The organism is Streptomyces sp. NPDC017225, from assembly GCF_044331465.1.
Lineage (GTDB): Bacteria > Actinomycetota > Actinomycetes > Streptomycetales > Streptomycetaceae > Streptomyces.
Map to the genome: position 1 here is coordinate 216,159 of NZ_JBIRNE010000013.1, position 20,910 is coordinate 237,068.

Sequence of the window (20,910 nt, forward strand, 5' to 3'; positions counted from 1 at the left end):
GCGCGGCGGGGGCGGACCCGGCGGCCGGGGTGGGGAGCAGCGCGGTCGTGGCGTGGCTCAGCCCAGCGGCGCCGGCTCCGGCAGGCCCACCGGCCACAGGTGCACGGGATGGCCGTCGCGCATGAGCTCGACGTAGCGGCGGGTCGTGGCGGCCAGCGCCGCGTCCCGGGACAGGCCCGACTCCAGCGCCCGGTGGAAGGTGGCCGCCTGCCAGGACGCGCCGTTGACCCGGCGCCGGCACCGCTCCTCGATCACGCCGAGGTACAGGTCCCGGTCGGCGGGCTCGACACCCCACGCGTCCAGCCCGGCCTCGGCGAGCGGAAGCAGTTCGTCGCGTACGAGGACGGCGGCGTCGACCTCGGTGGTGCCGCCCAGCCGGCCGCGCCGGGGCCATTCGAAGCGGGCGTCGATGCCGTGGCGGCACGCGGCCTCGAAGTTGGCGGCGGCTGCCTCGAACGGCAGCCGGGTCCACACCGGCCGGGGCTCCTCGGCCAGCGCGCGCACGACGCCGTAGTAGAAGGCCGCGTTGGCGATGACGTCGGTGACGGTGGGGCCGGCGGGCAGGACGCGGTTCTCCACGCGCAGGTGCGGGACGCCGTCGGCGATGTCGTAGACGGGGCGGTTCCAGCGGTAGACGGTGCCGTTGTGCAGGACGAGTTCGGAGAGTGAGGGCACCCCGCCCGCGTCCAGGACCGCCAGCGGTTCCTCGTCGTCGCAGATCGGCAGGAGCGCCGGGAAGTAGCGCCGGTTCTCCTCGAACAGGTCGTACGCCGAGGTCACCCACCGCTCGCCGAACCAGGTACGCGGTCGGACGCCCTGGGCCTGGAGCTCGGGCGGACGCGTGTCGGTGGACTGCTGGAACAGCGGGGGGCGTGACTCGCGCCAGAGCTCGCGGCCGAACAGGAAGGGCGCGTTGGCGCCGACGGCGATCTGCGCGGCGGTGACCGCCTGGGCCGCGTTCCACACGTCGGCGAAACGGTCCGGGGTGACCTGGAGGTGCAACTGCACCGAGGTGCAGGCGGCCTCCGGGGCGATGGATTTGGAGGTGCAGGTCAGTCGCTCGACGCCCTCGATGTCGAGGGTGAAGTCCTCACCGCGGGCGGCCACGATCTGCTCGTTGAGCAGTGCGTAGCGGTCGACGGCGGAGAGGTTGGAGGAGACCAGGTCGTCCCGGTCCAGCGTCGGCAGAATGCCGATCATCGCGATGCTCGCGTCCACCTCGCCGGCCTTGCGGTCCGCATATGCCAGCGACGTACGGATCTCCTCGGCGAGACGGTCGAAAACCCGGCCGCCCAGCCGATGTGGAGCGATGTTGACTTCCAGGTTGAACATGGCGAGTTCTGTTTGGAAGTCACGGCTCGCGATGCGTTCGAGGACTTGCGCATTCAACATTTTCGGCATCCCGTCGGCGCCGACGAGATTCAATTCGATCTCCAGCCCCATCAGGTCCTTCGGACGGTCGAACCGCTTCTCCGCCAGAAGTCGCTCCAGGCCCGTCAGGCACCGCTGGAGCTTCTCGCGGTAGCGCTGGCGATCGGACAGGTCGAACTGACCTGCCACGACCTTCTCCCCCATGGAAGAGTCCCTTCTCGGAGCGGTGAGTCGAAGATCCGGCCGCCGGTGGCCGGTGGCCGGTCAGGTGGGATGATGCCCAGCGGAAGCGATCGATAACGCCCTCGCACCGGCCCGGCACCCACTACGCTGTGCCGATGTGACCGCTGGCACATTCACCGGGCATGGCACGCTCAGCAGTTTCCCTGCCCGGTAACTCGTGAAAAACGCCGACGACAATTGGCCGACCGCTCGGTGAACATTCCCCGAGGTCGCCGCCGTACACCCGGCCGGAAATCCGGATGATTCCCGCATATCGACGGCCGAATGCAACCTTGTACTGGTTGCCGGAATCGGCTAGTCGAAACACAGTCTGAACACATGTCGTATAAACTCCGCGGACAAGGCAGATGACCGGCGCCCACGGTCGATGGATCCTGCCGTCGAGCTGACGCGCGGCAGGCCTCACCCCCTTCTCGGTTCTCGGACCCCGGCCCCTGCCTCCCCCAGCCCTGTGAGCTGACAGCGTCGTCCGCCCCACTCCGCCCTCGCGCCACGTGCCTTCGAATGAGAGGCGACCCATCATGCCCCTGCGTGTCCCCCCTGCCCCCGCGCCCGCCCTGCGCTCCGTCCTCACCGCCCTCTCCTCTCCCACCGCGGTCCGCGAGGCCCGGACACCCTCCCTGCTCGGCGCCCAGGGACCCGCGACACCCGAACTGCCCCTGCCCGTATACGTCCTGGACCGGATCACGGCAGAGGGCGTGACGGCGACGCGGCTGACCGGATGGCGGTTCCTCATCCGCTGCGGCGACCGGGCGGTGGCGGCGGCGGAGACCATGCTGACACCCGACGGGTGGGCGTTCTCGCACTTCTTCGAGGGCCCCTACGTCGCCTCGACCGAGCGCGCGCTGCGTCAGGCCGAGTCGATGCCCCAGGCCCACCAGCCGCGTCTGCTGTCGGTTCCCGGGCTGTACATGCTCACCCTGTGGCTGCACGGCGACTGCGCGGCGGACGCCACCACCGGACACCCCGCGGCCACCGACCTGCTGGTGCCGCTGGCGCCGGCCCCTCCCGGCATCGCGGCCCACCGTCCGCACCGGGTCGCCGAGCTGCTGCCGGTCCTCACGCACCGGGTGACGCCGACTCGGCTGCTGCGCTCCCCCGCCTGACCCGCTCGCTCACCCACCCGCGCGGACTAGCCTCATCCGGCCATGCCGAACCACCCGAAATGACAGTGGAGTTGAGATGAACCGTCCGCGCGGGTGAGGCGTCATCAACCTGTGAGAAGCGGTGCTGCGAAATACCTGCGGATCGAGGCCCGTGGGGCAACACTGGGTTCGGACCTACTTTCACAACGGGGGGCGGCCATGAACGACGCTTCACGCCGCGAGACAGCCAAGACAGCGAACGCACCCGTCACAACAGACCGAGAGACCCCACTCATGTGTCAGCACCAGCCACCGTGTCCCTCAGTCGACTCCGCCGACCGGGAGTCCGCCCGTCTCGTGGCGCACCACCCGGAGCAGGGTTGGAGCCTGCTGTGCAACGGCGTGGTCCTCTTCGAGGACACCGGTGAGCTCCTGCCGGACGGTCGGGCCATCGCCCCGCACCGCCCTGTCGGCGCGGGCCTGACGACCGCCGCCTGAGCACGGACCGGGCGGTGTGACGCCGCTTCGCCCGGTGAACCACGGGGCCGGCCCGCAGACACCTCTGCGAACCGGCCCCGACGCGTGTCCGAAGCCGGTCACTCCCCGCGGCTCCCCGTGCCGTCGCGGTCATGGCGCGGCTCGCCGGGCCGGAGGCGACGCGCGCGAGTGGATGCCTAACCTGCGCGCCCGCGCCTGTGACGGCGTCGTACTCGTCACCTCCGCACTGGAGCCGGTCCTCCACGAGGAGCCGCGTGTCCTCGCCGTTCCCCTGGTGGTCGTCGACCCGGCAGGCTCCCCGGCCCTGGGCGCGCCCACGGTCGGCGCCGCCGACTGGTCGGGAGGCGTGGCGGCCACCGAGCATCTGCTGTCCCTCGGGCACCGCAGGATCGGACTGATCGCGGGCCCGCCCCGGCTCCTGTGCTCACGAGCCCGCCTCGACGGCTACCGAGCCGCTCTGGAAGGCGCCGGCGTTCCCGTGGACGTCCCTGATCGTGCCCGGCGGCTTCCGCCCCGAGTCCGGCCTCGCGGGCTGCGACACCTGCTGGACCTCCCCCAGCCGCCGACCGCCGTGTTCGCGGCCGGTGACCAGATGGCGCTCGGCGCGATCGAGGCGCTGCGCCGGCGCGGGCTGAGGGTGCCACCGGACATGAGCGTCGCCGGCTTCGACGACCTTCCGGAGGTCCGCTGGTCGGCCCCGCGACCTGCGGCCGGACTCACCCCGGGTGGAGCTCGCCACGGAACTCGTACTCCGCGCGAGCACCGCGCCGGCTGCTGGCCGCGATCCTCACACGGACGGTGCGGGTGCCGACGGCCCGACGGCCCGACGGCATCAGGGTGCCCCGGGCCGTCGGCACCCGCTCGGCCGCGCCGCGCCGGCGCCGATGTCGATGTCGGCCCCGGCGTCGGACGGCGCGCCGCTCCCGCTCAGCCCTTCGTCACCAGCCCCTTGAGCGCGATGTTCAGTTCGAGGACGTTCACCCGCGGCTCGCCGACGAAGCCGAGGGTGCGGCCCTCCGTGTGCCGGTCGACGAGCCGCCGTACCTCCGCGACCGGCAGGCCGTTCTCCCGGGCGACCCGGGGAACCTGCAGTTCGGCGTAGCGCGGGGAGATGTGCGGGTCCAGCCCCGAGCCCGAGGAGGTCACCGCGTCGGCGGGGATGTCGGACCGCTCGACCGGGTGGCCGGGCACCGAGTTGTCCTCGATGACGGCGGCCTGGGCCGCCCGTACCTGCTCGACCAGCTCCGGGTTGTCGGCGGCCAGGTTGGTGGCGCCGGACAGGATCAGGCGGTACTGGGTGTTGAGGGTGTTGTCCCCCAGGCCGTTGGCGGGGCGGCCCTGGAACCACTTCAGGTCCGGTTGCGGAGTCTCCTGCCCCGGCTTCAGCGGCAGGTTGTACGACTGCCCGATCAGCGAGGAACCCACGACGCGGCCCTCCGCCGAGACCTGTGAGCCGTTCGCCTTGCCCTTGAACACGGCCTGGGCGACGCCCGTGACCACCAGGGGGTAGATGACGCCGGTCACCAGGGTCAGCACGAGGAGGGCGCGCAGGCCTGCTCCGAGCAACCGGGCGGTGTTCGATACCGAGTTGTTCATGGCGGTCAACCGATTCCGGGAATGAGGGACAGAAGCATGTCGATGATCTTGATGCCGATGAAGGGGGCGACCAGTCCACCGAGGCCGTAGACCGCAAGGTTGCGCCGGAGCATCCGGTCCGCGCTCATCGGCCTGTACCGCACGCCGCGCAGGGCGAGTGGCACCAGTACGACGATGATCAGCGCGTTGAAGACGACCGCCGACAGGATCGCGGAGTCCGGCGAGGACAGCCGCATGATGTTGAGCTTGTCCAGGCCGGGGTAGACCGCCGCGAACAGCGCCGGAATGATCGCGAAGTACTTGGCGACGTCGTTGGCGATGGAGAACGTGGTGAGCGCGCCCCGGGTGATGAGGAGCTGCTTGCCGATCTCGACGATCTCGATGAGCTTGGTCGGGTTGGAGTCGAGGTCGACCATGTTGCCGGCCTCCTTCGCGGCCGACGTGCCGGTGTTCATCGCCACCCCGACGTCGGCCTGCGCGAGCGCGGGCGCGTCGTTGGTGCCGTCACCGGTCATCGCGACCAGCTTGCCGCCGGCCTGCTCCCGCTTGATCAGTGCCATCTTGTCCTCGGGCGTGGCCTCCGCGAGGAAGTCGTCGACGCCCGCCTCGTCGGCGATCGCCTTGGCCGTCAGCGGGTTGTCGCCCGTGATCATGACGGTCTTGATGCCCATGCGCCGCAGCTCCTCGAACCGCTCCCGCATGCCCTGCTTGACGACGTCCTTCAGATGGATCACACCGAGGACGCGCGCTCCGTCGCCGTCCTCCACGGCGACCAGCAGCGGCGTTCCGCCCGCCGCGGAGATGTCGTCGGCCAGCCGTTCCGTCTCCTCGGCGACCTGGCCGCCGCGCTCGCGCACCCAGGCCGTCACCGACCCGGCCGCGCCCTTGCGAATCCTCCGGCCGCCGACGTCGACGCCGGACATGCGGGTCTGTGCGGTGAACGTGATCCATTCGGCGGCGGTCAGCTCGCCCCTGTGCCGCTCGCGCAGCCCGTACCTCTCCTTGGCGAGGACGACGACCGAGCGGCCCTCGGGCGTCTCGTCGGCCAGTGACGAGAGCTGGGCCGCGTCCGCCACCTGAGCCTCCGTCGTACCGCGCACCGGCACGAACTCGGCCGCCTGCCGGTTGCCCAGGGTGATCGTGCCGGTCTTGTCCAGCAGCAGCGTGGAGACGTCACCCGCGGCCTCGACGGCACGCCCCGACATGGCCAGCACGTTGCGCTGGACCAGGCGGTCCATGCCCGCGATGCCGATCGCGGAGAGCAGGGCGCCGATCGTGGTCGGGATCAGGCAGACCAGCAGCGCCACCAGCACGACCAGCGTCAGCCGGGTGCCCGCGTAGTCGGCGAAGGGCGTCAGCGTGGCGCAGGCCAGCAGGAAGACGATGGTCAGCGACGCCAGCAGGATGTTCAGCGCGATCTCGTTCGGCGTCTTCTGCCGTGCCGCGCCCTCGACCAGGTTGATCATCCGGTCGATGAAGGTCTCGCCCGGCTTCGCGGTGATCCGGACGACGACGCGGTCGGAGAGGACCTTCGTCCCGCCGGTGACGGCGCTGCGGTCACCGCCCGACTCGCGGATGACGGGCGCCGACTCGCCGGTGATGGCCGACTCGTCGACCGAGGCGACGCCCTCGACGACGTCGCCGTCACCGGGGACGACGTCCCCGGCCTCGCAGACCACCAGGTCGCCGACGCCCAGCTCGGTGCCGGGGACCGTACTCCCGTCGACCCGGCGGGCGACCGTGTCGGTCTTGGCCTTGCGGAGCGTGTCGGCCTGCGCCTTGCCCCGGCCCTCGGCGACCGCCTCCGCCAGGTTGGCGAAGAACACGGTCAGCCAGAGCCAGACGCTGATGGTCCAGCCGAACCGGTCCCCCGGGTCCGTGAAGGAGAAGGCGGTGGTCAGCACCGAGCCGATCCACACCACGAACATCACGGGCGACTTCACCATCACCCGCGGATCGAGCTTGCGGAACGCCTCGGGCACCGACCGGGCCAGCTGGGCAGGTACGAAGAGCCCTTGGCCGCCACGCCCCCGGGTGGACGGCCGGCCGGTGGGGACGTCGTCGTGCGGCGCCCCGTTCCCGGTGGCCGCGGAAGGGGGTGTGGGAGTGGCCGCGGAAGGGGCTGTGGACATGGAGTCCTCGTGCTTCGGTATACGAGTGGTCATCACGCCAGCCCTTCCGCCAGCGGGCCCAGGGCCAGCGCCGGGAAGTAGGTGAGACCGACGATGATCAGGATGGCGCCGACCAGCAGGCCGGTGAAGAGCGGCTTCTCGGTGCGCAGGGTGCCCGCGGTGGCCGGCACCGGCTGCTGCCCGGCCAGCGAACCGGCCAGGGCCAGGACGAACACCATCGGCAGGAGGCGGCCGAGCAGCATCGCGAGTCCGGTCGTGGTGTTGAACCAGTCGGTGTTCGCGTTCAGCCCGGCGAAGGCCGAGCCGTTGTTGTTCGCGGCGGAGGTGAAGGCGTACAGCACCTCGGAGAAGCCGTGGGCACCGGGGTTGAGCATCGAGTCCGGCGGGGTCGGCAGGGCCATCGACAGTGAGGTGAACACCAGCACCAGCGCCGGAGTGATCAGGATGTAGACGGCGGCGAGCTTGATCTCGCGGGGGCCGATCTTCTTGCCGAGGTACTCGGGCGTACGCCCGACCATGAGCCCCGCGACGAAGACCGCGATGATCGCCATGATCAGCATGCCGTAGAGCCCGGTACCGACACCGCCGGGCGCGATCTCGCCCAGCATCATGCCGAGCATCGTGATGCCCCCGCCGAACCCGGTGTACGACGAGTGGAAGGAGTCGACGGCACCGGTGGAGGTGAGCGTCGTGGTCACCGCGAAGATCGACGAGCCTCCGACCCCGAAGCGCAGCTCCTTGCCCTCGAACGCACCGCCGGCCGCCTGCAGGGCGGAACCCTGGTGGGCGAACTCGGTCCACATCATCAGGGCGACGAAGCCGGCCCAGAAGGTGGCCATGGTCGCGAGGATCGCGTAGCCCTGGCGCACCGAGCCGACCATGACGCCGAAGGTCCGGGTCAGGGAGACCGGGATGAGCAGGATCAGGAAGATCTCGAAGAGGTTGGTGAACGGCGTCGGGTTCTCGAAGGGGTGCGCGCTGTTGGCGTTGAAGTAGCCGCCGCCGTTGGTGCCCAGCTCCTTGATCGCCTCCTGCGAGGCGACCGCGCCGCCGTTCCACTGCTGTGAGCCGCCCGCGAACTGCCCGACCTCGTGGATGCCGGAGAAGTTCTGGATGACTCCGCCGGCGACCAGCACCAGCGCGCCGACGACGGCCAGCGGCACCAGCACGCGGGTGACGCCGCGCACCAGGTCCGACCAGAAGTTGCCCAGCTCGCCGGTGCGGGCGCGGGCGAAGCCCCGGACGAGGGCGACGGCCACGGCCATGCCGACCGCCGCCGAGACGAAGTTCTGCACGGCCAGACCGGCGGTCTGTACGACGTGCCCCATCGTCTGCTCGCCGTAGTACGACTGCCAGTTCGTGTTGGACACGAAGGACGCGGCGGTGTTGAAGGCCTGCGCCGGCTCCACGGAGTCGAAGCCGAGCGAGCCCGGCAGGACGCCCTGGACGCGCTGGAGCAGGTAGAGGAAGAGGACACCGGCGAGGGAGAAGGCCAGCACGCCGCGCAGATACGCGGTCCAGCGCATCTCCGTGTCCGGACGGGCACCGATGCCCTTGTAGATCCACTTCTCGACCCTCAGGTGCTTGGGAGAGAGGTAGACCCGGGCCATGTAGTTGCCCAGGGGGGCGTGCGCGATCGCCAATGCGCCGATGAGGGCCAGCGCTTGGAGTACGCCGGCGGTTACGGAACCCATGTGACTCTCAGAACCTCTCCGGGAAGATCAGGGCGAGGACGAGATAGCCCAGCAGGGCGACGGCCACGACCAGGCCGACGATGTTCTCCGCGGTCACAGCTTCGTCACCCCCTTGGCGACGAGAGCCACCAGCGCGACGACCGCGATCGTGGTGACGACGAAGGCCAGATCGGCCATCGTGAGCTCCTGGAGTGAGGTTCGGTTGCGACTAGGACGCTTCGAGCAAACCCCTCACCCGACCGGATGCGACCACTGTTGACGGGTCCCATACGGTGGTCTGTGCCCCTTTGACGGATCCCTTACGACCCCGGGGCGGAACGTGCGGGAGCCATGCCCCCGGCCCGGCGGCGCGGGGCCCCCGCGGCGGCGTCAAGAACGGCGAAGCGCACGTCGGAGCCCGGTCAAGGGCCGCCGCCCCCGCCCCCGCGGTGCGGGGCGGCGGCGCTGCGCCACCCGGCCGACCCTCGAACACGAGACCGCCCTGACGGTCTTCGCCCCGGGCGGGACGGATCTCCCTGCGCCGGGGCGGGACCCAGTCGGCGCCACGTCGGGTCGACGCCCCCCTGCTCGCCGCGGACGGTCTCCTTCACCTCGGTGACCGGGCCCTCGTCCGCCGCCACCGGCAGGTCGGCGGTCAGGACGGCCACTCTCCCAGCGTCCGCACGGTGAGCGCCGCGCCTCCGGCCAGCCGGCCGTCCCCGGCGGCGCCGCTCACTTCGTCCGCGTCCCGGTCCCGGTCCGCGTGCGAGGCCCCGGGGCCTCGCGAGGGCGACACCGTCATCGCCTCACCCCGATCTCACCGGGGCGCCACGCGAGCACCCCACCACCGCCACGGACTGAGGACGTATCGCGTTGTACCCAACGGCCAACCCCACGTCCGGCGCTCCCCTCCCGCGGCCTATCGTGACCGGCATGCAGTCCTACACGATCGGCCAGGCGGCACGGCTGCTCGGCGTCAGCCCGGACACCGCGCGCCGCTGGGCCGACGCGGGCCGGATCACCACCCACCGCGACGAGGGCGGGCGACGACTCGTCGACGGGCGCGACCTGGCCGCGTTCTCGGTCGGCCTCGCCCGCTCCGACGGGGCCGGCGAGGAGACCCCGTACACCTCGGCCCGCAACGCCTTCCCCGGGATCGTGACCGCGATCAAGCTCGGGGACGTCGCCGCCCAGGTCGAGATCCAGGCCGGCCCGCACCGGCTCGTCTCCCTGCTGACCCGGGAGGCGGTGGAGGAACTCGGCCTGGAGGTGGGCATGGAGGCCACCGCCCGCGTGAAGTCGACGAACGTACATATCGACAGGGCGTGACCCTGCTCGCCAGGGCGCGTCCCGGCGACGTCGCGCCCGTACGAACGCACATGCCAGCCGTTTGGCATTCACGGCTCGCTCATGCGATGCGACAGAAGACTTTTCCCTCGCAGTTGCGGAAGTATGATCGGCGCAGGGGAGCCCGCCGTGCGCAAGGTCGTCCAGCCCGGGTGCCGGCCCGTCGGACTCCCACCCCCGGACACAGAGGGAGTGGCCCGAGATGACCCGTTCCGTGCGCAGGACCCGCCGCATCCGCCGGTCCCTGCGGGTGACCGGCCCGAGCGCCGCCGCGCTGCTGGCCCTGAGCGCCTGCTCGTCGTCCTCCGGCTCGGACGCCGGCTCGGACTCCGCCGGATCCTCGTCGTCCTCCTCCGGAAAGGTCTCCGGCCAGGTCACCGTCTTCGCCGCCGCCTCCCTCAAGGAGAGCTTCACGGCGCTCGGCGAGACGTTCGAGAAACAGCACCCGGGTACCGAGGTCACCTTCAACTTCGCCGGCAGCGACACTCTCGCCGCCAGCATCACCAGCGGCGCCCCGGCGGACGTGTTCGCCTCCGCCAGCCCGAAGACGATGGCCACCGTCACCGACGCCGGGGCCACGGCCGGCGAGCCGTCCACCTTCGTACGGAACCAGCTGGAGATCGCCACCCTGGCGGGCAACCCGGACGGGATCTCCTCCCTGAAGGACCTCACCGAATCCGGGCTCAAGGTCGTGCTGTGCGACAAGGCCGTGCCGTGCGGCGCCGCGGCGCGGAAGGCACTGGCGGCCGGCGGCCTCGAGCTCACCCCCGTCTCCTACGAGCAGGACGTCAAGGCCGCCCTGACCAAGGTCGAGCTGAAGGAGGCCGACGCCGCCGTCGTGTACAGGACCGATGTGAAGGCGGCCGGTGACAAGGTGACGGGCGTGGACTTCCCCGAGTCGGCCGACGCCGTCAACGACTACCCGATCGCCCTCCTCGACGAGGCTCCCAACGCCGGCGCGGCCAAGGCCTTCATCGACCTGGTGAAGTCCGCCGAGGGGCAGCGGGTGCTGACCGGGGCCGGGTTCCGCACGCCGTGAGGAAGCGCGACGTACCCGACGTACCCAGGACGGGCGTCCGCATGGTGCCGGTCCCCCTGCTGGTACCCGCCCTCGTCGGCCTGGCGTTCCTGTTGCTGCCGCTGATCGCCCTGCTGGTACGTGCGCCGTGGAGCGGCCTGCCCGACCAGCTGTCCAGCCCGGAGGTGTGGCAGGCCCTCCGGCTGTCACTGCTGTGCGCCACGTCGGCGACCGTGCTGAGCCTGGTCGTCGGTGTGCCGCTGGCCTGGCTGCTGGCCCGCACGGAGTTCCCCGGCCGCGGCTTCGTACGGGCCCTGGTCACACTGCCCCTCGTACTGCCCCCGGTGGTGGGCGGCGTGGCGCTCCTGCTGGCGTTCGGGCGCAACGGCGTCGTCGGGCAGTGGCTGGACGCGTGGTTCGGGATCACGCTGCCGTTCACGACGACGGGCGTGATTCTCGCGGAGACGTTCGTGGCGATGCCGTTCCTGGTGATCAGCGTGGAGGGCACCCTGCGCGCCGCCGACCCACGCTTCGAGGAGGCCGCCACGACGCTGGGCGCCTCCCGCTTCACCGCGTTCCGCCGGGTCACGCTGCCGCTGATCGCGCCGGGCATCGCGGCGGGCGCCGTCCTGGCGTGGGCGCGGGCACTGGGCGAGTTCGGGGCGACGATCACCTTCGCGGGCAACTTCCCGGGCCGGACCCAGACCATGCCGCTGGCGGTCTATCTCGCCCTGCAGAACGACCCGGCGGCCGCGATCGCGCTCAGCCTGGTGCTGCTGGCCGTCTCCATCGCCGTACTGGCCGGTCTCCGGGACCGCTGGATGAGGGCGGCATGACCGACACCGACGAACCGTCCGCCGCCACGGAACCCACGGGCACACACACCCCCGGCACCGGCCTCGACGCCCGCCTCGTCGTGGACCGCGGCACCTTCCACCTGGACGTCGCGCTGACCGCCGCGCCCGGCGACGTCGTCGCCCTGCTCGGTCCCAACGGCGCCGGGAAGACCACCGCCCTGCGCGCGCTCGCCGGCCTCGTCCCGCTCTCCGACGGTCATCTGCGCCTCGACGGCGGCGCCCTGGACCGTACGCCGCCCGAGTCCCGTCCGGTCGGCGTGGTCTTCCAGGACTACCTGCTCTTCCCGCACCTGACGGCGCTCGACAACGTGGCCTTCGGGCCGCGCTGCCGGGGCGCGAGCAAGGCCGAGGCCCGGGCCCTGGCCGCCGCGTGGCTGGACCGCATGGGTCTGGCCGACCACGCGGGGGCCAAGCCGCGCCGTCTCTCCGGCGGCCAGGCACAGCGCGTCGCACTCGCCCGCGCCCTGGCCACCAATCCCCGGCTGCTGCTCCTGGACGAGCCCCTGGCCGCCCTGGACGCCCGGACACGCCTGGAGGTCCGCGCCCAGCTCCGCCGCCACCTGGCCGAGTTCGAGGCCGTCGCCGTGCTGGTCACGCACGACCCGCTGGACGCCATGGTGCTGGCCGACCGGCTGGTCGTCGTGGAGGACGGCGGGGTCGTCCAGGAGGGCGGTCCCGCCGACATCGCCCGTCGGCCCCGCACGGACTACATCGCCCAGCTGGTCGGCCTGAACCTCTACCGCGGCCGGGCCGACGGCCACACCGTGCGGCTGGACGCCGGTTGCGCCATCACCACCACCGAGGAACTCTCCGGCCCGGTCTTCGTCGCCTTCCCGCCGGGCGCCGTGACCCTGTACGGACAACGTCCCACCGGCTCCAGCGCCCGCAACCTGTGGCGCTGCGAGGTCGCGGGCCTGGAGACCCACGGCGACCAGATCCGCGTGGACCTCACGGGCGAACTCCCGCTCGCCGCCGACCTCACCACGGTCGCGGCGGCCGAGCTCGGCCTCCACCCGGGCACGCCGGTCTGGGCGACGGTCAAGGCGACGCAGACGCACGCATACCCGGCATAGCACCTCCATCGGGCTACGGTGCCCCCATGAGCCTGAGCATCCGCAACCAGCTCCCCGGCACCGTCACCGCCGTCACCCCGGGCGAGGCCATGGCGACGGTCCGGGTCCGCCTCTCGGGCGGCCAGGACCTCACCGCGGCGATCACCCGGGACGCCGCGGACGACCTGGGACTGTCCGCCGGCACCGCCGTCCGCGCCCTGGTGAAGTCGACGGAGGTGTCCGTGGCGACCGGCCGCGTCGAGGGCCTCTCCATCCGCAACCGGCTGCCCGGTACGGTCACCGCCCTCGCCACGGGCGACGCGATGGCCTCCGTCAGGATCGCCGTGAAGGGCGCCGAACTCACCGCCGCGATCACCAGGGAGGCCGCCGACGACCTGGGACTGTCCGCCGGTGTTCCCGTCGTCGCGCTGGTCAAGTCGACGGAGGTGTCACTCGCGACCGCGTGAGACACGGGAGGGGCTCCGCGCGGGACCCTCCCGGTCCCGCGCGGAGCCCCTCCCGTACGGCAGGCTCAGTCCTCGTACGCGTCCAGCGGCGGGCAGGAGCAGACAAGGTTCCGGTCGCCGAAGGCCTGGTCGATGCGGCGCACCGGCGGCCAGTACTTGTCGGCGGCGGTCACCCCGGCCGGGAAGACGGCCTCCTCGCGCGTGTACGCGTGGTCCCACTCACCGCCCAGCGCACCGGCGGTGTGCGGGGCGCCCCGCAGCGGGTTGTCGTCCGCGGACCAGGCTCCGGTGCCGACCTTCTCGATCTCCGCGCGGATGGCGATCATCGCCTCGCAGAACCGGTCCAGCTCGGCCAGGTCCTCGGACTCGGTCGGCTCGATCATCAGCGTGCCGGCCACCGGGAACGACATCGTCGGCGCGTGGAAGCCGTAGTCGATCAGCCGCTTGGCGACGTCGTCGACGCTCACGCCGGTCGCCTTGGTCAGCGGGCGCAGGTCGATGATGCACTCGTGCGCGACCAGCCCGCCGGGGCCGTTGTACAGCACCGGGAAGTGCGGCTCCAGGCGCTTGGCGATGTAGTTGGCGGACAGCACGGCCACCTGCGTGGCGCGCTTGAGCCCCTCGCCGCCCATCAGCCGGACGTACGACCAGGAGATCGGCAGGATGCCGGCCGAGCCCCACGGCGCCGCCGAGATCGGGCCGACGCCCGTCTGCGGACCGGCCGCGGGCTGCATCGGGTGGTTGGGCAGATACGGCGCCAGGTGCGACCGTACGGCCACGGGGCCGACGCCGGGACCGCCGCCGCCGTGCGGGATGCAGAAGGTCTTGTGCAGGTTCAGGTGCGAGACGTCGCCGCCGAAGTGGCCCGGCTTGGCGAGGCCGACCAGGGCGTTGAGGTTGGCGCCGTCCACGTAGACCTGGCCGCCGGCGTCGTGCACCTGGGCGCAGATGTCGGCGACGTGCTCCTCGAAGACGCCGTGCGTGGAGGGGTAGGTGATCATCAGCACGGACAGCTCGTCGCGGTGCTTCTCGATCTTGGCGCGCAGGTCCTCGACGTCGATCTCGCCGTCGTCGGCGGTCCTGACGACGACGACCTTCATGCCGGCCATGACGGCGCTCGCCGCGTTGGTGCCGTGCGCGGAGGACGGGATGAGGCAGACGGTGCGCTGGTCGTCGCCGTTGGCGCGGTGGTAGGCGCGTACGGCGAGCAGGCCGGCGAACTCGCCCTGCGACCCGGCGTTGGGCTGGAGCGAGACCTTGTCGTACCCGGTGACCTCGGCGAGCCGCTCCTCCAGCTCACGGATGAGCGTGAGGTAGCCCTGCGCCTGCTCGGCGGGCGCGAAGGGGTGCAGCGCACCGAACTCCGGCCAGGTCACCGGCTCCATCTCGGTGGTGGCGTTGAGCTTCATGGTGCAGGAGCCCAGCGGGATCATGCCGCGGTCCAGCGCGTAGTCGCGGTCGGCGAGGCGGCGCAGGTAGCGCAGCATCGCGGTCTCGGAGCGGTGCTGGTGGAAGACCGGGTGGGTCAGGAAGTCGTCGCTGCGCAGCAGCGCCTCGGGGAGCGTCTCCCCGGTCGCCGCGTCCAGCGCCTCGATGTCGCCCTCGACGCCGAAGGCGTTCCACACGCCGCCGACCTGGGCGCGCGTGGTGGTCTCGTCGCAGGCGAACGACACGTGGTCGGCGTCGACGAGGCGCAGGTTGATGCCGTTCTCGCGGGCGGCGTGGACGATCGCGCCGGCCCGGCCGGGCACCCGCGCGGTGACCGTGTCGAAGTAGGCACCGTGGACGACATCGACGCCACCGGCCGCGAGGCCCGCGGCGGTGATCGAGGCGTACCGGTGGGTGCGGCGCGCGATGGCCCGCAGCCCCTCGGGGCCGTGGTACACGGCGTACATTCCGGCCATCACGGCGAGCAGCACCTGCGCGGTGCAGATGTTACTGGTGGCCTTCTCACGGCGGATGTGCTGCTCGCGGGTCTGCAGGGCGAGGCGGTAGGCCCTGTTGCCGTCGGCGTCCACGGAGACGCCGACCAGGCGGCCGGGCAGGCTGCGCGCGAACTTCTCGTGCACGGCCATGTAGCCGGCGTGCGGCCCGCCGAAGCCCATCGGCACACCGAAGCGCTGCGTCGTGCCGATGGCGATGTCCGCGCCCAGCTCGCCGGGCGAGGTGAGCAGCGTGAGGGCGAGCAGGTCGGCGGCGACGGTGACGAGGGCGCCGAGCTCGTGCGCCCGGTCGATCACCGGCCTGATGTCGCGCACGGCACCGGAGGCGCCCGGGTACTGGATCAGGACGCCGTTGATCTCGCGCTCCGCGACCTCGGCGGGGATGCCCTCGCTGAGGTCGGCGACGACGATCTCGACGCCGGTCGGCTCGGCGCGGGTCTGTATCACGGCGATGGTCTGCGGCAGGGCGTCCGCGTCGACCAGGAACAGGCCCTTCTTGTTCTTGCCCATGCGCCGGGAGAGCGCCATCGCCTCGGCGGCGGCGGTGCTCTCGTCGAGCAGCGAGGCACCGGAGGTGGGCAGGCCGGTGAGCTCGGCGACCATCGTCTGGAAGTTCAGCAGGGCCTCGAGACGGCCCTGGGAGATCTCCGGCTGGTAGGGCGTGTACGCCGTGTACCAGGACGGGTTCTCCATGACGTTGCGCAGGATGACCGGCGGGGTGAAGGTGCCGTAGTAGCCGAGACCGATCATGGAGTCGAGGACCTGGTTGCGGTCGGCCAGTGAGCGCAGCTCGGCCAGCACCTCGGCCTCTGAGCGCGCGCCGGGCAGGTCCAGCGCGTCGGCGTTCTTGATCACATCCGGCACCGCGGCGGCCGTCAGCTCGTCGAGCGAACCGTAACCGACCTGCGCGAGCATCTTGGCCCGGGCCTCGTGGTCGGGGCCGATGTGGCGCTGCTCGAACGGCATTGCCTGTTCGAGTTCGGAGAGCGGGGTGCGGTGGGCGGTCATTGCGGAGGCCTCCTGGTCTGACGACCTTCGAGGGGCACCACGGCGCGGGTACCCCGACGGCCTCCCCCTCTGTCATCTCAACCTGAGAGCTTCACCGGGCGAGCCCGAGGGCTTTCCCGGCTTTCACCGTCGGTGAGGGCGGGCCTTTGACACCCGCCCTGCTTTCCAGAGTGACCTCGTCCGTGCGGTACGTGAGCCTGAGAGATTCCGGGGAGGATTTGCTCCTTCGGCGCCTCCGGTGGTGTCCGGAGGACTCTCCCGCGCGGGGTCAGCAGCCGTTTGCCAGCGTACCAGCGAGGTCGCCGCGCAGATTTCGAGTGGCCGACCCGCCACATGTGCTCTTTTGTAGTACTTACGGATGATTCGGCGGCTGGTGTGCGAGCCCAGTGCGACCCAATGGAGGGCCCCGTGCGTACCGACATCGACCCGCGCAATCTGATCGGCCGCAAGGCGCTCGACCGCGACGGCACCCGGATCGGCACTGTCGACGAGGTCTATCTCGACGACGCCACCGGCGTCCCCGAGTGGGCCGCCATACGCACCGGCCTGTTCAGCAGGGACGCCTTCGTACCCCTGGAACCGAGCGAGCTGGTCGACGGCACCCTGCGCGTGCCCTTCGACCGGGCCCTGATCAAGGAGGCTCCCGACTTCGGCGTCGGACGCCACCTCTCGCCGGAACAGGAGCTCCAGCTCTACCACCACTACGGCCTCGACGTGGCCGCTCCTCCCCCGCTGCCCGACCACGACTTCGGCAAGCTGGCGGGCCAGGGCCAGGACGAGAGCTGACCGTCCCGGCCTGCCGGCGGGTCACAGCGCGAACACGGGTTCCAGCCGTCCTCCACGCCGCCGTCACCGGCACTCACCGCCACTGACCGGAAGCCAACAGGGGCCGTCCCCTCACGCCCTGGCCGGGGGATGGCGGGCGGGCCCCGCCGGTCCGGTCTCCGCGTCGGGGCCCGGGCCGGTGCCCGCAGCGCGGTCCGAGCCGTCGTCCGCGCCCGCCGGCCCGGCGCCCCCGGGTCTTCGCGGCACGGGCCGCACCAGCGGCAGCGGATCCGCCGGTGTCAGTTCCGGGTCGTCCACCAGGAAGGTGCGTACCCGCCCGGACTCCGAGTACGGCGTCTCGAACCGCACCGTGACCCGCCCCAGCCCACTGCCCTGCACCCACCCGTGCCCGTACTCCGCGTGCCGCACGTCGTGCCCCGACGGCCACCGGCGCTCGGTGGGAGCCGGCCGGTGCTCCTCGACGGGCTCCGTCTCAAGCTCCTCGGCCGGCTCGTCGGCCCGGTCCCCCGCCGCCTGCGCGAACAGGTCCTCCTGTGTGTAGTCGGCGAGCCCGCTGACGCCGACCCCGAGCAGCCGCACGCCACCCGTGGTGTCCACCGAGTCCAGCAGCCTGGCCGCGGCCTCCCGCACCACCCCCGGGTCGTCCGTGGGCCCACGCAGGGTCTCGGAGCGCGTCAGCGTGGAGAAGTCGTACCTGCGCACCTTGAGCACGATGGTGCGCCCGGACAGCCCGGACCCGCGCAGCCGCCTCACACACCGGTCGGCCAGCCGCCCGACTTCGACACCGACCCGCAGACGGTCGTGGATGTCCACGTCGTAGGTGTCCTCGACGGACACCGACTTGGTCTCCCGCTCGGCCACCACGGGCCGCTCGTCACGGGCCAGGGCCATGGCGTACAGGGCGTGTCCGTGCGCCTTGCCCAGCAACCGCACGAGCTCGTCCTCCCCCGCCTCGGCCATCTCGCCGACCGTGGTGATCCCGGCGCGGCGCAGATGGTCACCCGTCGCCGGTCCCACACCGGGCAGCGTCCGCACGGTCATCGGCTCCAGCATGGCCCGCTCCGTCCCCGGCGGGATCAGGACCAGCCCGTCAGGTTTGGCCTCCTCCGAGGCGATCTTGGCGAGCATCTTGGAGGCGGCCAGCCCCACGGACCCGGTGAGGCCGGTGACCGTGCGTATGTCCGTGCGCAGCCTCGCCCCCGCCAGCCGGGCCGAATCCGCGTCCCAGGCCGTCCCGCCGGCCTCCAGGTCCACGAACGCCTCGTCCAGGCTCAGCGGCTCCACCAGGGGCGACAGCCCCCGCAGCAGCCGCATCACCTGCTCGCTGATCGACCGGTAGAGCTCGAAGCGGGGGACGAGGTACGCCGCGTTGGGCGCGAGCCGCCGGGCCTGGCCCATGGGCATCGCCGAGTGCACACCGAAGACCCTCGCCTCGTACGAGCAGGTGGCGACCACCCCGCGCGGTCCCAGCCCGCCCACGACGACGGCCTTGCCGCGCAGACTCGGCTTGGACGCCTGCTCCACCGAGGCGAAGAAGGCATCCATGTCGAGATGCAGGATCGTGGGCGTGGTTCTCACACGTCCGATGCTGCCCTACGCCACTGACAATGCCCGCCCGACCGGCCACATCGCCCGCCGCACACCCGCGGCGGTGTCAGACGGCCCGGTTGCGCCGCCTCGCCAGTTCGTCCGCGGGATTGTGGCCGACCAGGGTCTCCCCCGTGTCGATCCGCTCCCCGTGCAGCTGGGACAGCGCGCCCTCGACGTCCCGCCACACCACGCCGACGGCGATGCCGAAGACGCCCTGACCGCCCTGGAGCAAGGCGTGCACCTCGTCGGGCGAGGTGCACTCGTAGACCGTGGCGCCGTCGCTCATCAGCGTCATCCGCTCCAGGTCACGAAAGCCGCGCTCCCTGAGATGCTGGACGGCGGAACGGATGTTCTGCAGTGACACCCCGGTGTCGAGGAAGCGCTTGACGATCTTCAGCACGACCACGTCGCGGAAGCTGTACAGGCGCTGCGTCCCGGATCCGTGCGCGGGCCGCACGGAGGGCTCGACGAGGCCCGTGCGGGCCCAGTAGTCGAGCTGCCGGTAGGTGATACCGGCGGCCGCGCAGGCCGTCGGCCCGCGGTAGCCGATCTGCTCGGACGCCATGGACGTCGCCCCTCCGCTGCTCGGCACGGCAGCCGGTCGCTGCGGAGCGGGATCGACCGCGCCACCGTGTTGGGGATACCCCCCGCCCGCGCGGAGCCGAGAGTTCGGGGGAGGGTACGGACCGCTTGCCCCAAGGCTGTGCCCGGGGCCACCCCCAGCCGTACCGTCGCCGCTGATTCTCACGCCGACCTCCGTCCTTGACCTGCCTCCTCGACGGTAGGCAGTCACCAAGGGTGCGTCAACGATCGCCACACTCGGCACGCCGAGTGATAATCACCCTACGAGTGGTTTCCCGTGCCCAACCGCGGGGAAAGGCTAGCCGAATGTGCCCGAAATGGGGCCGTAAGCCGCCCTGGACCGCCGCGGCCCGCGCGTGTCACTGGTTGCTGCTCCCGAAGTCCTCGGGCGAGATCTGGTCGAGGAACTCGCGGAACTTCTCGACCTCGTCCTCCTGCTCGTCCGGGATGGCGATACCGGCGTCGTCGAGCACGGTGTCGCTGCCGTAGATAGGTGTTCCGGTGCGCAGGGCCAGCGCTATGGCGTCGGACGGCCTGGCGCTCACCTCGACACCGCTCGCGAAGACCAGCTCGGCGTAGAAGACCCCGTCACGCAGGTCGGTGATGCGTACCTCGGTGAGCTCCTGGCCGACGGCTTCCAGCACGTCCTTGAACAGATCGTGGGTCAGCGGACGTGCGGGGGCCATGCCCTGCTGGGCGAAGGCGATCGCCGTCGCCTCCCCAGGCCCGATCCAGATGGGGAGGAAGCGGTCGCCTCCCACCTCGCGCAGCAGCACGATCGGCTGGTTGGAGGGCATCTCGACCCGGACACCTACGACATCGAGCTCGTTCACACAGCAACCCTAGGCCGTGCCCGGGACGTTTGGGTAGTCGGACCGGGATCGGGTGGGCGATCCGGGTCCCTCGAGCGGGCCGCTCAGGGCAGCCGCACACCGAGGGCGGTCTGCACCAGTGCCGCGTGCAGCTTCACCGCCAGCCCCGCCAGCTCCTTGGTGCGGGCTTCCGCGTGGGCCCTGGTCTGGGGGTTGCGGTGACGCTTCAGCGGCGCCACCACCTGGTCCACGAGCCCGGCCTCCCGGTCGGCTGCGGCCTTCATCACCCGCAGGTGCCGCGGCTCGATCCCGAACTTCCCCAGCTGGACCACCAGTGAAGCCACGGTGACCACCTCGGCGTCGTACGCCCCGTCGGGGAGCGGAGCGAGGAGCCCGTACGACTCCCACTCCTTCAGCTCCTGGTCGTCGATTCCGGCCGCGGTGAGCAGCTCGTCCCGCCCGATCCGGGCCACCACGGGCCCTTCGGCGGGCTCCGGCACGGGCTCACCGTCCCGCTGCCGGGCCAGTGCCGGCAGCGGGACGGCCTCGCCACGCTCCATGGCGTCCAGGTGCTCGCGGATCACCTTCAGCGGCAGATAGTGGTCCCGCTGCATGCGCAGCACCTGGCCGAGGCGCTCGACGTCGTGGGCGCTGAACTTGCGGTACCCGGCGGGGGTCCGCCGCGGCTCCACGAGGCCCTCCGACTCCAGGAAACGGATCTTGGAGATGGTGATGTCGGGGAACTCGTCACGCAGCGCGTTCAGCACCGTGCCGATGCTCATCAGCCCACTGTCCGTGACGGCGGTGCCGTGCCCGGCACCGCCGCTCGGTGTTTGAAGCATGGACCTTC

At 71.6% G+C, this 20,910-nt stretch carries 19 protein-coding genes, 1 pseudogene and 1 riboswitch; of the genes and pseudogenes, 9 read left to right on the forward strand and 11 right to left on the reverse strand.

Going from position 1 to position 20,910, the window contains the following annotated elements; genetic code table 11:
• Positions 1-57: 57 nt before the first annotated feature.
• Entirely contained in the window at positions 58-1,575 is a 1,518-nt protein-coding gene (locus ACH4NX_RS26780) for a glutamate--cysteine ligase (protein ID WP_351395318.1), read from the reverse strand.
• 560 nt (positions 1,576-2,135) lie between these two features.
• Here ACH4NX_RS26780 and ACH4NX_RS26785 point away from each other — a divergent pair.
• The 3 genes and pseudogenes from ACH4NX_RS26785 to ACH4NX_RS26795 form a co-directional block, all read left to right on the forward strand.
• A complete protein-coding gene (locus ACH4NX_RS26785; protein WP_351395321.1) occupies positions 2,136-2,720 on the forward strand; it encodes a hypothetical protein in 585 nt (194 codons plus the stop codon).
• Positions 2,721-2,993: 273 nt separating this feature from the next.
• Positions 2,994-3,197 (forward strand): DUF5999 family protein, encoded by a 204-nt coding sequence (locus ACH4NX_RS26790; protein WP_398128973.1) that lies wholly within the window; start codon positions 2,994-2,996, stop codon positions 3,195-3,197.
• Between the two features lie 172 nt (positions 3,198-3,369).
• Positions 3,370-3,837: pseudogene (locus ACH4NX_RS26795) on the forward strand (substrate-binding domain-containing protein); the annotation flags it as partial.
• A 287-nt stretch (positions 3,838-4,124) separates the two neighbouring features.
• Here ACH4NX_RS26795 and ACH4NX_RS26800 read toward each other — a convergent pair.
• The 5 genes from ACH4NX_RS26800 to ACH4NX_RS26820 form a co-directional block, all read right to left on the reverse strand.
• A complete protein-coding gene (locus ACH4NX_RS26800; RefSeq protein WP_398128974.1) occupies positions 4,125-4,793 on the reverse strand; it encodes a potassium-transporting ATPase subunit C in 669 nt (222 codons plus the stop codon).
• A 5-nt stretch (positions 4,794-4,798) separates the two neighbouring features.
• Positions 4,799-6,958: a potassium-transporting ATPase subunit KdpB gene (gene kdpB, locus ACH4NX_RS26805; RefSeq protein WP_398128975.1), complete on the reverse strand. Its 2,160-nt coding sequence runs from the start codon at positions 6,956-6,958 to the stop codon at positions 4,799-4,801.
• The gene (gene kdpA, locus ACH4NX_RS26810) at positions 6,958-8,619 is read right to left on the reverse strand and encodes a potassium-transporting ATPase subunit KdpA (protein ID WP_398128976.1); all 1,662 of its coding nucleotides are present in this window, start codon (positions 8,617-8,619) and stop codon (positions 6,958-6,960) included. The genes kdpB and kdpA overlap by 1 nt, the downstream gene beginning before the upstream one ends.
• Positions 8,620-8,626: 7 nt before the next feature.
• Positions 8,627-8,716, reverse strand: coding sequence for a K(+)-transporting ATPase subunit F (kdpF, locus tag ACH4NX_RS26815; protein WP_016434100.1), 90 nt, complete (start codon positions 8,714-8,716; stop codon positions 8,627-8,629).
• A gap of 537 nt (positions 8,717-9,253) precedes the next feature.
• Complete coding sequence (locus ACH4NX_RS26820) at positions 9,254-9,400, reverse strand: hypothetical protein (RefSeq protein ID WP_351395334.1); 147 nt, start codon at positions 9,398-9,400, stop codon at positions 9,254-9,256.
• A 131-nt stretch (positions 9,401-9,531) separates the two neighbouring features.
• On the opposite strand from ACH4NX_RS26820, the gene ACH4NX_RS26825 reads away from it, so the two are divergent.
• The 5 genes from ACH4NX_RS26825 (at position 9,532) to ACH4NX_RS26845 (ending at position 13,339) form a co-directional block, all read left to right on the forward strand.
• Entirely contained in the window at positions 9,532-9,927 is a 396-nt protein-coding gene (locus ACH4NX_RS26825; RefSeq protein WP_398128977.1) for a molybdopterin-binding protein, read from the forward strand.
• A gap of 220 nt (positions 9,928-10,147) precedes the next feature.
• A complete protein-coding gene (modA, locus tag ACH4NX_RS26830; protein WP_398128978.1) occupies positions 10,148-10,984 on the forward strand; it encodes a molybdate ABC transporter substrate-binding protein in 837 nt (278 codons plus the stop codon).
• A gap of 41 nt (positions 10,985-11,025) precedes the next feature.
• Complete coding sequence (locus tag ACH4NX_RS26835; protein WP_351395342.1) at positions 11,026-11,799, forward strand: ABC transporter permease; 774 nt, start codon at positions 11,026-11,028, stop codon at positions 11,797-11,799.
• Entirely contained in the window at positions 11,796-12,893 is a 1,098-nt protein-coding gene (locus ACH4NX_RS26840) for an ABC transporter ATP-binding protein (protein ID WP_351395345.1), read from the forward strand. The genes ACH4NX_RS26835 and ACH4NX_RS26840 overlap by 4 nt, the downstream gene beginning before the upstream one ends.
• 26 nt (positions 12,894-12,919) lie before the next feature.
• On the forward strand, positions 12,920-13,339 hold the full coding sequence (locus tag ACH4NX_RS26845; RefSeq protein WP_398128979.1) for a molybdopterin-binding protein: 420 nt from the start codon (positions 12,920-12,922) through the stop codon (positions 13,337-13,339).
• Between the two features lie 65 nt (positions 13,340-13,404).
• On the opposite strand, the gene gcvP is transcribed toward ACH4NX_RS26845, so the two are convergent.
• Positions 13,405-16,290, reverse strand: a complete 2,886-nt coding sequence (gene gcvP / locus ACH4NX_RS26850; protein ID WP_398128980.1) for an aminomethyl-transferring glycine dehydrogenase — start codon at positions 16,288-16,290, stop codon at positions 13,405-13,407.
• Positions 16,291-16,465: 175 nt separating this feature from the next.
• Positions 16,466-16,561: riboswitch (glycine riboswitch) on the reverse strand.
• Positions 16,562-16,698: 137 nt separating this feature from the next.
• Between gcvP and ACH4NX_RS26855 the strand changes: the two genes are divergently transcribed.
• A complete protein-coding gene (locus ACH4NX_RS26855; protein ID WP_398128981.1) occupies positions 16,699-17,076 on the forward strand; it encodes a PRC-barrel domain-containing protein in 378 nt (125 codons plus the stop codon).
• A 111-nt stretch (positions 17,077-17,187) separates the two neighbouring features.
• On the opposite strand, the gene ACH4NX_RS26860 is transcribed toward ACH4NX_RS26855, so the two are convergent.
• From ACH4NX_RS26860 to ACH4NX_RS26875, 4 genes are all read right to left on the reverse strand, one after another.
• Entirely contained in the window at positions 17,188-18,654 is a 1,467-nt protein-coding gene (locus ACH4NX_RS26860; RefSeq protein WP_398128982.1) for a DNA polymerase IV, read from the reverse strand.
• Positions 18,655-18,730: 76 nt separating this feature from the next.
• The gene (locus tag ACH4NX_RS26865; protein ID WP_351395359.1) at positions 18,731-19,414 is read right to left on the reverse strand and encodes a MerR family transcriptional regulator; all 684 of its coding nucleotides are present in this window, start codon (positions 19,412-19,414) and stop codon (positions 18,731-18,733) included.
• Between the two features lie 193 nt (positions 19,415-19,607).
• Complete coding sequence (locus ACH4NX_RS26870) at positions 19,608-20,081, reverse strand: bifunctional nuclease family protein (RefSeq protein ID WP_191886208.1); 474 nt, start codon at positions 20,079-20,081, stop codon at positions 19,608-19,610.
• 83 nt (positions 20,082-20,164) lie between these two features.
• Complete coding sequence (locus tag ACH4NX_RS26875; RefSeq protein WP_351395363.1) at positions 20,165-20,902, reverse strand: MerR family transcriptional regulator; 738 nt, start codon at positions 20,900-20,902, stop codon at positions 20,165-20,167.
• Positions 20,903-20,910: the final 8 nt, after the last annotated feature.